Genomic DNA, 13,982 nt, shown 5'->3' on the forward strand with positions numbered 1-13,982 from the left:
ACTAGGGCAGGCGCGGCCACGCCGCGCGCTTCCTCGATGGGAAGCGAGCGGCGGGCTGCTGCCGGGAAGCGATCATCGAGATTTCCCGGCGTCGGGAACGATGGAAGCGGATGCGATGCGCATCGGTGGCCGCTTACAGCGTTCCCTCGGTCACGCCGTGGGCCGCCGTTGTGCGGGCCTGCGCGCGCACCGTCGAACGATCGAGCGTGCTGGTGAACGCCTGCGGCACGCCGGCGTCGGCACCGTCCGCATAGAGGTTGCCGGCGCGGGCGGCCGCCACGGCTTCGGCACGCGTGTCCGAGCGCTTGGCCAGGGTGGGCAGCGCGGGAGCGACGTCCGCCGAGGCGCCTTCGCGATAGGGGTCCGCGCTGTGCGAGGCGACGACGGCCTCGGCCCGGACGCCGGCGCGGCTCGCGCTGGAATGGAACTGCAGCACGCCCTGGTATTCCTCGGCGCTCGCGCTCAAGGCGAACAACGAAGAGACGGCTGCGGCGGCGAGGAGGACGGAAGCTTTCATGATGAATCCTTTCGGTTGGGTGATGACTGTTGGCAAGAAGGTTTGCAGGAGGGTTTGTCAGCCGGATCGCTGTGCTTTTCCGAACTGATGGAGAGATTGTTCGGCTCCGAAGGCACCTCGCGACCGGTTTGCGTATGCCTCTGTATCCCGGCCGTGTTCGCCAACACTAAATTTCAAAATGACCGCTGCGGGCCCTCAGGGAGCGAGCCGCGTGAACACGTAGTCGTGGTTCTTCACCAGCGACTGGTGGCAGGCGAAGCAGGTCTGGTGCTGTGCCAGGTCCGCGGGCTTGCCATCGATGAAGCGGCCGAAGCCCCAGCCGCCGGTGGCGGCGTATTTCTTCGAGTCCTTCACCATCACCTGCACGGTGGTGGCCGCGCCAGGAACGGAGGCGGGCGCGAACTCGGGCGACTGCACGTGTTTCCATGCCAGCTTGACGAGCACGGTCCCGTCGGGAAAGGGCAGCGTGCCCTGGTCGTAGGCCTTGATCGCCTTGGTGTTGCCGAGCACGACGCGCAGTTCGTTCAGCGGCTCGGCCTCGATGGCGGGCGCGATCAGCTGCCACTGCCGGTAGCCCTTGGGCAGGGTGACGCCGTAGATCGGCGATGCCTGCGGGTCCGGCGCGGCAGCGCGGGTCTCCTTCGCCGCAATGGGAGCGACCGCGAAGGTGGCCAGGGCGGCTGCGAGCGCGAGAACGCCTGCGCCGGCGAACTTCGCCGTAGCGCCTTTGAGGGAAAGGGGAAATGCCTTCGCCGCATTCGTGCTGGAAGGCTGGTGCGTGTGGAGGTTGTTCATGGGGGGACTGTGCAGTTGGACAAGAAAATGCCCACGACACGCGGGACCGCGCCCCGGGGCGCGCCGATGGTCCGCCGCCTTCTTCCCTGTCTCCGCACACTGCGTATGCGCGTGTATCGCGCTTCGCCGGCCCACACACTACGTTACCGGGGCGTACTGTCGCGCTCGTGGGCCCGCACCCCCGCGGCGGCCTGCCGTGCGCCGTCGAGCACGCGCGGTGAAGTCCTGCACGAAGGCGCAGGCGTGAAGGCGGACCGGGCCCGGGTCAGTACAGCTCGATGGTCTGGCGCAGCAGCCCCGATGCATCGGCGCTCGGCCCGACGAGGATATCGACCTCGCCAGCCTCGAACAGGGGCTGCAGGTCCGGACCGGGATAGCGCAGTTCGGCCGCCGGCAACTCCAGTTTCACGGAGCCGGTTTCGCCGGGCGCCAGCCGCAGCTTCGCGTAGCCCTTGAGCTCCAGCAGCGGCCGGGTGACCCGGCTCACCTTGCGGCGGGCGAACAGGAAGACCGTCTCCTCGGCCTCGCGCGCGCCGGTGTTGCGCAGCCCGATGCTGATTTTCAGCGTGTCCTGCTCGCTCACGCGCTTCTGTTCGACCTGCAATTCCTCATAGCCGAACTTGCCGTAGCTCAGGCCGTGGCCGAAGGCATAGAGCGGCGAGTTGTCGACGTCCTGGTACTTGCTCGTGAAGTAGTCGGCGGGGTTCATCGGCCGGCCGGAAGGGCGCTGGCCGAAGAAGACCGGCACCTGCCCGACGGCGCGCGGCCAGCTCATCGGCGTGCGGCCGCCGGGGCTTGCCTGGCCCGTGACCACGTCGGCGATCGCATTGCCGGCTTCGACGCCGAGGAACCATGCGGCCAGCAGTGCATCGGCGTGCCCGGCCAGCCAGGGAACGACGAGCGGACGGCCCGAGAACAGGATCGCGATGACGGGGATGCCCAGCTTCTTCGCGCGGGCCATCACCGCTTCGGCCAGGGCCTGCTGCCGGCCGGCGAGAGCGGGCGTGGCGCGGCTGGCCGCTTCGCCGCTCATCGTGGCGCGTTCGCCCAGGCACAGCAGCACGGCCTCGGCGCCGTCGCACAGCGCGACGGCGGCGTCGATGCCGCTGTCGTCGTCGCTCTCGATGGCGACGCCCGGCGCGTGGCGTATCTCGGTCTGCGGCAGCGCGGCGCGAAGGCCGCCCAGCACGGTGACCGCCGGCTCGTGTTCGCCGGCGCCCCACCACGGGCCTTTCATCTCGGTGTTCGCGTCGGCAAGAGGGCCGATGACGCACAGCGTCTTCGCCGAAGCAGCCAAGGGCAGGGTGTCGCGCTCGTTCCTGAGCATGACGATGGCCTTGCGCGCTGCGTCGCGCGCTATCGCTCGCCGTTCGGCGACAGCCTGCGCGGACTCCGGTGTCGCTCCACGGCGGTAGGGGTCGTCGAACAGGCCGAGCTGTTCCTTCAGCCGCAGCACGCGTCGCACGCTCGCGTCGATCTCCTCGATGGTCACGCGCCCCTGTTCGAGCGCTACCGGCAGGCCCTTGCGGTACGCGTCGGCCATCATGTCGATGTCGACACCGGCCTTCAGCGCCAGCACCGCGGCATCGACCAGATCGGCGGCGACGCCGTGCTTGATGAGTTCGGCGATCGCGTTGTAGTCGCTGACGATCACGCCCTCGAAGCCCATCTCGCCGCGCAGCCAGTCGCGCAGCAGGGGGACGTGCGCCGTCATCGGCACGCCGTTGAGATCGGTGAAGGCCGGCATCAGCGTCGCGACGCCGGCGCGCACGGCGGCCGCGAAGCCCGGCAGGTGCACTTCGTGCAGGGTGCGCTCGGATATGTCGACGGCGGCGTATTCCCGCCCCGCGTTGACGCCGCCGTATGCGACGAAATGCTTCGCGCAGGCGGCCAGTGTTTCGGCCGACGACAGGTCGGTGCCCTGGAAACCGCGAACCTTTGCCTGCGCGATGCGCGCGTTGAGCCAGGGGTCTTCGCCCGGGCCTTCGGCGGTGCGGCCCCAGCGCGGATCGCGCGACACGTCGAGCATCGGCGCGAAGGTCATCGCCAGGCCGTCGGCGGCGCCTTCGCGCGCGGCCTCGCGCGCCGTGCGCTCCCAGAGTTCGTCGTCGAAGGCGCCCGCCTCCGCGAGCGGAATCGGGAAGAGCGTGCGGTGGCCATGGATGATGTCCAGGCCGATCAGCAGTGGAATGCCCAGCCGCGACTTCTCGACGGCCAGCCGCTGCATCTCGTGCGTGGGGCCGGCCCCGACCATGTTCAGCAGGTTGCCGACGGTGCCGTCGATGATCGACTGCGTGGAGTCTCCCGCGAGCACCGGTCCGGTGACCGTGTAGCTGGAGGCGGTCATCGTGAGCTGGCCGAGCTTTTCGGCAAGCGTCATCCGGGCCATGAGGGAATCGATGCGGCTCATCAGGGATTTCGAATAGAACCCAGGGGCCTCAATGATGGCATGCTGCGGGGCAGGGCCATCGGCCATGTGGTGTGGTCGATGATTCGGTGAAACCAAACGTCACACCGAAGACGACAACGACGAAAGGATCCGTTCGTGTTGAAGGATGAGAGAACCCCGAAGGAACTGGCTGCGCTGCCCGACGAGGCCTTGATCGAGGCCGTGCAGCGGCAGACCTTCCGCTATTTCTGGGACGGCGCCGACGCCGCCAGCGGCCTTGCGCTCGACCGCCGCACGCTGGTCGCGGCCACGGGCGAGGACCTGGCCGACGAGCGCGTCGCGATCGGCGGCACGGGCTTCGGCATCATGGGGCTGATCGTCGCGGTGGAGCGCGGCTGGGTCTCGCGCGACGCGGCGCTGGAGCGCCTGGGCCGCATGCGAGACGCGCTCCTGCGCGCCAGGCGCTATCACGGCAGCTTCCCGCACTTCATGGACGGGGCGAGCGGCGAGACGATCCCGATGAGCCCGAAGGACGACGCGGGCGACCTGGTCGAGACCTCGTTCCTCTGCATGGGCCTGCTCTGCGCGCGCCAGTATTTCAACGACGACACGGCCATGGCGCGCCGTCTTCGCGCCGACTTCGACATGCTCTGGCACGAGGTCGAGTGGGACTGGTTCACCCAGGGCGGACGGGACGTGCTGTACTGGCACTGGAGCCCGAACCACGGCTGGGCGATGAACCACGAGGTGCACGGCTGGAACGAGTGTCTCATCACCTATTTCATGGCCGCGGCGGCGCCGCGCCACGCGATCGATCCGCGGGTCTACCACCGCGGCTTCGCTTCGGGGCCCGACTTCCTCAACGGCCACTCGTACCACGGCATCGAGCTGCCGCTGGGCCCGCCGAACGGCGGCCCGCTGTTCTTCGCGCACTACTCGTTCTGCGGTCTGGATCCACATGGCCTGAAGGACCGCTACGCCGACTACTGGAGCCTCAACACCCGCCACGTGCAGGTCAACCGCGCGCACTGCATCGCCAACCCCCGGGGCTTCGTGGGCTACGGCGAGTCGTGCTGGGGCCTGACCGCCAGCGACGACCCCGACGGCTACCTCGCGCATGACCCGAACAACGACAACGGCACCATCTCGCCGACGGCGGCGCTGGCCAGCCTGCCATATGCACCGGTCGAGGTGATGCGGGTGCTGCGGCACTTCCTCGACGTGCACGGCACGCGCGTTTGGCGGGACTACGGCTTCATCGATGCGTTCTGCGAGTCGCGTGGCTGGTTCGCCGACACCTTCCTGGCCATCGACCAGGGCCCCATCGTCGTGATGATGGAGAACCATCGCACGGGCCTGCTGTGGAAGCTGTTCATGAGCGCGCCGGAGGTGCAGGCCGGGCTGCGGCGGCTGGACTTCAGCAGTCCGCATCTGGGGGCGTCCGCGTCGTGAGTCCTGGCGCGGCGAATCGACAAGACCCGGGCTTCGAGTCCTGGCTCGAAGGGCAGCTGCGCCATTCGGCGGGCGCGATGCTGTCGAGCATCTCGCCGGTGTCGATCGTCAAGCATCGCCCGGGCTTCGGGCAGACCGTGCGGCCGGTCGCCGGCGCCATCGTCGCCTCGCCCGTGCTCGGCGACTACAACCCCGACCCGGACTACTTCTTCCATTGGTTCCGCGATTCGGCCGTCGTCATCGACGCGTTGCGGCTGCTTTACATCGGCGGACACATCGGCGCCGAGGCACTGCGGCATCTGCGCGACTTCGCCCGCTTCAGCCTTGCCCTGAACGGACTCGACGGCCGGGCGATTGCCGCCGTGCCGGACCGCAGGGCGCGCGTGGCCCCCGAGCTGCTGCAGTACCTGCGCGAGGACCATGACCTGGCAAGCGTCCACGGCGACGCGGTCGTCGCCGAGACGCGAGTGAACCCCGACGGCACGCTGGACATCCTGCGCTGGGCGCGACCCCAGCACGACGGACCGCCGCTGCGCGCGCTGGCGCTGCTGCGCTGGGTGGCCGGCGGGCATCTCGAGGATGCGGACCTGCTGGCCGAGGTCGCGTCGCTGATCCGCTTCGACCTCGAGTTCACGCTGCGCCACTGGCGCGAGCCGTCGTTCGACATCTGGGAGGAAGAAAGCGGGCATCACTACTACACGTTGCGTGTCTCGGCAGCGGCACTGGCCGAAGGCGCGGCATGGCTGGACGGCCTGGGGGAGACGGCTCAGGCATTGCACTGCAGTGAAGAATCGCGGGCCGTGCTGCGGCTGCTCGACGGCTATCGGGTCGATGACCGCGACGCGACGCATGGCTACTACCGTTCGCGCGTGCTGGCGGACGGCGGGCCCGGCCCGAAGGCGCTGGACATCGCGGTGATCCTCTCGGCGATCCACTGCGCCGGCACCGGGGCCATGCATGGCCCGGCCGATCCGTGCATGCAGGCCACGCTGGCGCGGCTCGACGCGCTGTTCGACGCGGCCTATCCGATCAACCATGGCCGCTCCTCGGACCGTGGCGCCGCGATGGGCAGGTATGCCGGCGATGTGTACTGTTCAGGTGGCGCGTATTACTTCTCGACGCTCGGCGCCGCCGAGTTCTGCTTCCGCGCCGCGGCGGCGCATGGCGGCGACGAGCACCGGCGCGACCAGTGGATCGGGCGCGGCGACGCCTATCTCGCCACCGTGCGCGCCTACACGCCGGCCAGCGGCGATCTGTCCGAGCAGTTCGACCAGCGCAGCGGCGAGCAGACTTCGGCGAAGCAGCTGGCCTGGAGCCACGCCGCGTTCATCTCGTGCGTGTCGGCGCGCCGCGCCGCGCTCGCCGCTTCCGGGGAGCCGCGCTGACGATGAGCGAGAGGGCAGAGACCCCCCGCGCCGAGCCCGTCGCAAGGGTCGGCGTCTTCCGCCAGGTCGGCGAGCTGATCGGCGCCCTGCGGGGCTCTCCGGTCTCGAAGAAGCTGGTCGGGCTGATCGGCGCGATCGTCGTGGTCGTGGGGCTCACGGCCTACGGGCAGATCGAGCTCAACAGCTGGAACAAGCCTTTCTACGACGCCATTTCGCGCCGCGACCTGAACGAGTTCATCGTGCAGGTCGGCGTGTTCGCCGTGATCGCGGGCGCGCTGCTGGTCCTGAACGTTGCGCAGCGGTGGCTGGGCGAGACTCTGCAGCTGAGGCTGCGCGAGGCCGTGGTCAATGACCTCGTGGGGCTGTGGCTGCAGCCGCGCCGCGCGTTCTGGCTGCAGGCCAGCGGCCCGATGGGCGCCCATCCGGACCAGCGCATGCACGAGGACACGCTGAAGCTGTGCGACCTGTCGGTCAACCTCGGCGTGGGCCTGCTGCAGGCCACCATGCTGTTCGGCAGCTTCGCGAGCGTGCTGTGGGTGCTCTCCAAGGACTTCAGCATCTTCTTCAACGGCCAGGACCACGTGCTGCCGGGCTTCATGCTGTGGGCAGCGATCGCGTACGCGGTGGCCGGCTCGCTGGTGACCTACTGGGTCGGCAACGGCCTGATCTCGCGCAACGCCGAGCGCTATGCGCGCGAGGGCGAGCTGCGCTTCTCGCTCACGCGCATCAACGAGCATCTCGACGGCATCTCCCTGGCCGGCGGCGAGGCCGACGAGAAGCGCCGCGTCGCCGTGCATTTCGGCGACGTGCTGCGCGCCACCTCGCGCGTGGTGCTCGGGCTGACCAACCTGACCTGGGCCACGGCGGGTTTCGGCTGGATCACCGTCATCGCGCCGACGCTGGTGGCAGCGCCGCTGTACTTCTCGGGCAAGGTGTCCTTCGGCGGCCTGATGATGGCCGCCGCCGCCTTCACGCAGGCGCAGTCGTCGCTGCGCTGGTTCGTCGACAACTTCAGCATCATTGCCGACTGGCGCGCCACGCTGCTGCGCGTGACCGACCTGCGCCGGATGCTGGCGTCCGACCTGGAGGCGCAGGCGGGCGGCAGCCGCATCGCCTACGAGGAGGGCGAAGCCGGGACGCTCGCGATGGAGGCGCTCGATGTCCGCTCCTGGAACGGCCACGACCGGCTGGACGTGCCGGCGCTCGTCGTGCGCCGCGGCCAGTGCGCGCTGATCCTCGGCACGCCGGGTACCGAGAAGACGCTTCTGTTCCGGGCGCTCGCGGGCCTGTGGCCCTGGGGCTCGGGCACGGTGCGCCGGCCGGACGGCGAGACCATCCACTACATGCCGCGCGGCACGCCCTACATTCCGCGCGGCACGCTGGCCGAGGTGCTGTCGTATGCGATGGAGCCGACGACCTATCCGAGGGAAGCGATGGTGGCCGCCCTGGAGAGCGTGGGCCTGCAGCGCCTCGAACCGCTGCTGGACAGGATGGGCCGCTGGGAGAGCGACCTCAGCATGGACGAGCAGCTGCGGCTGGGCTTCGCCCGCGTGGTGCTGCAGGCACCGCCCTGGCTGGTGATGGACGAGGCCTTCAGCGCGTTCGACGACGACACGCTCGAACTCATCATCGGTGCCTTGGGCAAACTCACGCGCACGGGCATCATTCACATCGGCTCGGCCGGCGGGGCGCACGACCGGCTGTTCACGCAAGTGGTTCATCTGGTCAAGGCGCCGCACGACGTGCCCGAGGAGCCGCGACCATGAGACGCAAAGAGTCGACCGTCAGCCGCGTGCGCCGCGCCCTCATGCGGCTGGGCGTCGCGCTGCCTGCCTTGCCCTCATGGGCCTGGGCGGCGGATTTCGGCTTCCGGCCGCCGCGCGATCCGGAGGATGCCGCGGCCGAGGGCCTGATGCGGGACCTGGCCGAGCGCATCCTGCCGGTGTATCAGGACGTGGACAAGGACGCCTTCCTGGCCAACGTGACGGCCCTGCAGATCGTCAGCGGCGCCTATCGTGCGGCCCAGGACAGCAGCCGCTCCCTGCGCGAGCGCCGCAAGGGCAAGCCCTTCGACGTGCTGGCCGAGCGCGCGACTCTCGACGGCATCTATGCGGGCGCGCGCATGCTCGAGGCGCAGGGGCGCGTCGGCTTCGCCGAAGCCTACGCGCGCTCTTTCGACGAGCTGGTATCGCCGCTGGACAACGCGCAGGCCCAGGCCGTCATGGCGCGGCTGGAGATTCCGGCGGCGGCGTTCAGGGAGCCGCTGCGCCAGGCCTTCGATCTCTGGCGCGCCAAGGGCAGCCTGCCGGAGGCCGAGGCCCTGGCGCTCGTGCGGACCTGGCTGTCGTACCAGTCGCGCCGCAGCTTCAGCGGGCTGCTGCCCGAGCTGTTCGCGGCGCAGAACGGCAGCCGCTACGTGGCGCAGGCCGACGTCAGGATTCCCGTGCGCGGGGGTGTCGTCCATGCCAGCGTGGTCCGGCCCGGCCGCGCGGAAGGACCGCTGCCGGCGCTGCTGCGCTTCACGCTGGACCCCGCCGAGGACGACGCGCGGCGCAGCGCGGCCAGGGGCTATGTCGGCATCACGGCGTACGTGCGCGGCCGCACGCCCGACGGCAAGGGTGCCGTGTGGCCCTTCGTCCGCGACAGCGAGGACGCCGCCGCCGTCATCGACTGGATCGCCCGGCAGGCGTGGAGCGACGGACGCGTGGTCATGCTCGGCGAGGGCTATTCCGGCTACGCCGCCTGGGCGGCAGCCCGCAGGAGGCCGGCGGCGCTCAAGGCCATCGCCACCATCGCGCCGATGGCGCCGGGCATCGACTTTCCGATGGCCGGACAGATCTTCCGCAACGCCATGGTCCGATGGGCGCAGGAACATGCGCTGGCCGAGCCGCTGCACGCGAGCACCAACGGCGATGCCGACGCCGGCCCGGATGCCGTCTGGCAGGCGCTCGATGCTCGCTGGTATCGCGGCAATCGTCCCTATTGGGACATCGACCGCGTCCTGCTGGGCAAGCGCAGCAGGCTGATCCGCACGTGGCTGACGCACCCGAGCCACGACCGCTACTGGCAGAAGTTCCTGCCATCGGCGGATCAGTTCGCGCGCATCGACATCCCGGTGCTCAGCTTCGCGGGCTACTTCGGCGCCGACGCCGGCGCGCTCCACTTCCACCGCGAGCATCTGCGCAACCGGCCGCAGGCCGACACGACGCTGCTGCTCGGCCCTTACGACGCGAGCTCGATCCGGCGCGGCATGGCGACGACGCTGCGCGGCTATACGCCGGACCCCGTTGCGCATGTCGACCTGCCTGAGCTGCGCTACCAGTGGATCGACCACATCCTCAAGGGCGCGAACAAGCCTGCGCTGCTGGCGGATCGCGTCAACTACCAGGTGATGGGGGCGGACCAGTGGCGCCATGCTCCGCTGCTGGAGGCGCCGGAGCGCGCGCCGCTGCGCCTCTATCTCGACACCAGCGCGCGCGGCGAACCGCATCGGCTGCTGCCTGCGCCGGCCGAGGGGGGCGGCAACGCGCGGCTGTCGGTCGACCTGGCCGACAGGCGCGACGTGCGCACCCCCTGGCCCGACGCGCTGCGGATGAAGCAGCTGCCGGCGCGCAACAGCATCAGCTTCGTCGGCGACCCGCTGCCCGAGGGCACCGAGATCATCGGCAGCCTGCGCGGCGTGTTCGACATCACGCCCTCGCGGCAGGACGTGGACTTCAGCGTCTCGCTGTACGAGCAGACGGCAAGCGGCGAATGCCAGTTGCTTTTCGATCCCTATGACTTCCGCGCGAGCTATGCGGGCCATCGCGTGCGTCGCCGGCTTCTGCGGGCGGGCGAGCGCCAGCTGCTTGCCTTCACCGTCGAGCGCGTCACCGCCTGCAGGCTGGCGGCGGGCAGCCGCCTCGTGCTGGTGGTCGGCATCAACAAGCGGCCCGACCGGCAGATCGACTACGGCAGCGGCAAGGACGTGAACTCGGAGACCGTCACCGACGCGAAATGGCCTCTGCGCGTGCGCTGGCATGCGCGCAGCTACGTCGAGATCCAGACCGGCAAATCGTCCTGATTCACTAAGCTTGCCCGGTGCCGATCACGACGCCTTCGCAGGGCGCCAGCACCAGCGGCTCTTCGATCGATCCGGCGCGCGCGGGATCGGTCGATGCCAGCACGACCGGCTGTCGCGGCAGCAGCGACGGCTGCACAGGCGCCGGAGTGCCGCCGAAGTTCAGAACAACCACCAGCCGCCGCCCGTCGCTCTCGCGCGCATAGGCGAGCACCTCGCTCCCGGCTTCGAGCGCTTCGTAGCTGCCCCGGTGCAGCGCGGGCTGCGCGCGGCGCAGCGCGATCAGACGCCGGTAGAGCGCCAGCATGGACCCGGCGTCGCGCGACTGCGCCTCGACGTTGCACGTGCGCCAGTCGGATGCGAGGCGCAGCCAGGGGCTGCCCGTCGTGAAGCCGGCGTGCGGGGCTGCGCTCCACTGCATCGGCGTTCTCTCCGGGTCGCGGCCCAGGCCCATGCCGGGCTTGTTCTTCTCGAACGGGTCCTGGACTTCGTCGGCGGGAATGGGAACGTCCGTCATGCCGATCTCGTCGCCGTAATAGAGCGTGGGCGTACCGCGCAGCGTGAGCAGCAGCATGGCCGCGAGCCGCGCCATCCGCGGGCCGACGCGGCTGGCGATGCGCGACCTGTCGTGGTTGCCCAGCACCCAGTTCGGCGTGGCGCCGGGGGGCAGGGCGGCTTCGTAGTCGCGCACCAGCCGGTCGATGAGCGCGGCCTGCCATTCGGTCGCGATCAGCTGGAAGTTGAAGGGCAGCTGCACGCCCTCGAGCACGCCCCGGGCGTTGAGGCCGTAGTAGGCGACCAGGCGCGCGAGCGGCAGGTAGAGCTCGCCGATCAGCAGGCGCGACGAGCGCGCGTCGCTGAACTCGTCGACCACGCGGCGCATCTCGGCCACGATGGGCTGCACCTCCGGCAGGTCGGTGTTGTAGAGCATCGTCAGGCGCAGGAAGGGGTCCTGGCCCTCGACGAAATCGGGGTTCGGCGGGTTGTCGCGGAACTGCGCGTCCTTGACGATCTGCGAGAGCACGTCGACGCGGAATCCGTCGACGCCTCGCCGCAGCCAGAAGCGCAGCACCTCGTACATCGCGGCGCGCACCTCGGGGTTGCGCCAGTTGAGATCGGGCTGCTCCTTCAGGAACGAATGGGCGTAATACTGGCCGGTGGCCTCGTCGAAGCTCCACGCCGGGCCGCCGAAATTGCCGAGCCAGTTGTTGGGCGGCCCGCCGTCGGGCGCCGGATCGCGCCAGATGTACCAGTCGCGCCGCGCATCGGTGCGCGCCCTGCGGCTGTGCACGAACCATGGATGACGGTCCGAGGTGTGGTTGGGCACGAAGTCCAGGATGAGCCTGAGGCCCTTCGCATGAGCCTCCCGCACCAGCGCATCGAAGTCGTCCAGCGTGCCGAAGCGCGGATCGATGTCGCAGAAGTCGGAGATGTCGTAGCCGAAGTCGGCCATCGGCGAGGGATAGATCGGCGATATCCAGACGGCGTCGACGCCGAGTGCGACCAGATGGTCGAGCCGGGCGCGGATGCCGTCGATATCTCCGATGCCGTCGCCGTTGCTGTCCTGGAACGAACGCGAGTAGACCTGATAGACGATTCCGTACTTCCACCAGTCGTCAGCTGACATCGTGATTCCCTTGCCCAGGCGTCGATCGGGCCATTTTCTCCAGAAAGCGCGCCGGGCATTCCCGGGAGCGCCGGAATCTCCAGATATCCAAGTCGCCGCGTCTTTGCCGAGCCTGTCGGCGGAAAAAGTCAAGAGGCGGTTGCCTCGAATACAGGCACTCTGGCGACGGCCCGCACGGATGCTGGCAACGCCGATGTTGTCCCTGCGTTATCCACAAAGATTTCCACAGACTGGTGGAACAACTTTCTGCTGGAACACTGTCCCGGCGCGGCGCGCACCGTCTTCGTGAACGCACCTGCATTGCGCATCTCGACGCGAGATACGCCGATCTTCAATCCATATGAATCTTGCGTGGAAACCCGCAACGGCGAGGCGGGGTGTGGACGCGACCATCGCCTGCAGCCGAACCAGGCGAAGGAAAGCGACGCACCCCATGAGCACCAGCACCATCGCGCAGCCCTGCGAGGGCCGCTTCGACAGCACCTCCGATGCCGTCTACCGCAAGGTCGGATGGCGGCTGATTCCGCTGCTGTTCCTCTGCTACATCGTGGCGTACCTCGACCGCGTGAACGTCGGATTCGCCAAGCTGCAGATGCAGGGCGACCTGCGGTTCAGCGACGCGGTCTACGGGCTGGGCGCGGGCATCTTCTTCATCGGCTACTTCCTGTTCGAGGTGCCGAGCAACGTGGTGCTGCACCGCGTGGGTGCGCGCCGCTGGATCGCGCGCATCATGATCACCTGGGGTCTGCTCTCGGCGGGCACCATGTTCGTGGGTTCGCCGTTGTCGTTCTACGTGATCCGCTTCCTGCTCGGAGCGGCCGAGGCGGGCTTCTTCCCCGGCATCATTCTTTACCTCACCTACTGGTATCCGGCCGCGCGGCGCGGCAAGGCGACCTCGCTGTTCCTCGCGGCGATCCCGTTCGCGGGCATTCTCGGCGGGCCGTTCTCGGGCTGGATCCTGCAGGGCATGGGCGGCGTGAACGGATGGGCGGGCTGGCAGTGGCTGTTCCTGCTGCAGGGGCTGCCGACGGTGGCGCTTGGCTTGATCGTGTGGCGCTACCTCGACGACCGCGTGAAGGACGCGCGCTGGCTCACGCCGGCCGAGCGCGAACTCATCGCCCGCGACATCGCCGCCGAGGCCGCGGGCAAGTCTGAGCCGCGCATCGCCGGCGTGCTGGGCAACGGCCGCGTGTGGCTGCTGGCGCTGGTGTACTTCGCCTACACCTCTGGGCTGTACGGCATCTCGTTCTGGCTGCCCAGCATCATCAAGGCGGCGGGTGTCAAAGGGGCGCTCGACATCGGCCTGCTCAGCGCCATTCCATGGACATTCGGCGTGGTCGCCATGTATTTCATGGCCCGCAGTGCGGACCGCCGGCTCGAGTACCGCTGGCACAGTGCGACCGGCGCGGTGGTCGGCGCGATCGGGCTGGTGCTGAGCGTGGCCTCCCACGGCGACGTGACGCTCGCGATGGCCGGGCTCACGCTGGCGACGATGGGCATCATGTCGACCTTCCCGGTCTTCTGGGGCATGCCCACGGCCTTCCTCGGCGGTGCGGCGGCGGCCGCGGGCATCGCGCTCATCAACTCCTTCGGCAATCTCTCGGGCTTCAGCGCGCCGTACCTGATCGGGCTCATCAAGGATGCGACGCAGAGCACCGACGCGGGGCTGCACATGCTCGCGGCGCTGCTGGTGATCGGCGCCGTGCTGGTGCTGTTCGTCGGGCGGGGCGCCACCTCGCCGAAGCGCTGATCGATAC

The 13,982-nt window shown here is 69.3% G+C and carries 9 protein-coding genes; 5 read left to right on the forward strand and 4 right to left on the reverse strand.

From position 1 onward, the window contains the following. Positions 1-133: 133 nt before the first annotated feature. The 3 genes from EJP67_RS23145 to EJP67_RS23155 all read right to left on the reverse strand — a co-directional run bounded on the left by EJP67_RS23145 (position 134) and on the right by EJP67_RS23155 (position 3,722). Complete coding sequence (locus tag EJP67_RS23145) at positions 134-517, reverse strand: helicase SNF2 (protein ID WP_126024067.1); 384 nt, start codon at positions 515-517, stop codon at positions 134-136. A gap of 195 nt (positions 518-712) precedes the next feature. Further along, positions 713-1,312, reverse strand: a complete 600-nt coding sequence (locus tag EJP67_RS23150) for a cytochrome P460 family protein (RefSeq protein ID WP_165909681.1) — start codon at positions 1,310-1,312, stop codon at positions 713-715. 265 nt (positions 1,313-1,577) lie between these two features. Next, positions 1,578-3,722, reverse strand: a complete 2,145-nt coding sequence (locus tag EJP67_RS23155) for a glycoside hydrolase family 3 N-terminal domain-containing protein (protein WP_126024068.1) — start codon at positions 3,720-3,722, stop codon at positions 1,578-1,580. A gap of 135 nt (positions 3,723-3,857) precedes the next feature. Here EJP67_RS23155 and EJP67_RS23160 point away from each other — a divergent pair, with 135 nt between their 5' ends. From EJP67_RS23160 to EJP67_RS23175, 4 genes are read left to right on the forward strand one after another with little or no spacing between them, the layout of a single operon-like run. Further along, on the forward strand, positions 3,858-5,153 hold the full coding sequence (locus EJP67_RS23160) for a glucoamylase family protein (RefSeq protein ID WP_240650754.1): 1,296 nt from the start codon (positions 3,858-3,860) through the stop codon (positions 5,151-5,153). Further along, positions 5,150-6,538, forward strand: coding sequence for a glycoside hydrolase family 15 protein (locus EJP67_RS23165; RefSeq protein WP_126024070.1), 1,389 nt, complete (start codon positions 5,150-5,152; stop codon positions 6,536-6,538). The genes EJP67_RS23160 and EJP67_RS23165 overlap by 4 nt, the downstream gene beginning before the upstream one ends. 2 nt (positions 6,539-6,540) lie before the next feature. Further along, positions 6,541-8,304: an ABC transporter ATP-binding protein/permease gene (locus EJP67_RS23170; RefSeq protein ID WP_126024071.1), complete on the forward strand. Its 1,764-nt coding sequence runs from the start codon at positions 6,541-6,543 to the stop codon at positions 8,302-8,304. Beyond that, positions 8,301-10,601, forward strand: coding sequence for a CocE/NonD family hydrolase (locus EJP67_RS23175; protein ID WP_126024072.1), 2,301 nt, complete (start codon positions 8,301-8,303; stop codon positions 10,599-10,601). Before EJP67_RS23170 ends, EJP67_RS23175 begins: the two co-directional genes overlap by 4 nt. A 4-nt stretch (positions 10,602-10,605) precedes the next feature. Here EJP67_RS23175 and EJP67_RS23180 read toward each other — a convergent pair whose 3' ends face one another. Then, positions 10,606-12,225 carry an alpha-amylase family glycosyl hydrolase gene (locus EJP67_RS23180; RefSeq protein WP_126024073.1) on the reverse strand — a complete coding sequence of 540 codons (1,620 nt, stop codon included), beginning with the start codon at positions 12,223-12,225 and terminating at the stop codon, positions 10,606-10,608. A 433-nt stretch (positions 12,226-12,658) separates the two neighbouring features. Here EJP67_RS23180 and EJP67_RS23185 point away from each other — a divergent pair, with 433 nt between their 5' ends. Then, positions 12,659-13,975, forward strand: coding sequence for an MFS transporter (locus EJP67_RS23185; RefSeq protein ID WP_126024074.1), 1,317 nt, complete (start codon positions 12,659-12,661; stop codon positions 13,973-13,975). Positions 13,976-13,982: the final 7 nt, after the last annotated feature.

The organism is Variovorax guangxiensis, from assembly GCF_003952165.1.
Lineage (GTDB): Bacteria > Pseudomonadota > Gammaproteobacteria > Burkholderiales > Burkholderiaceae_C > Variovorax > Variovorax guangxiensis.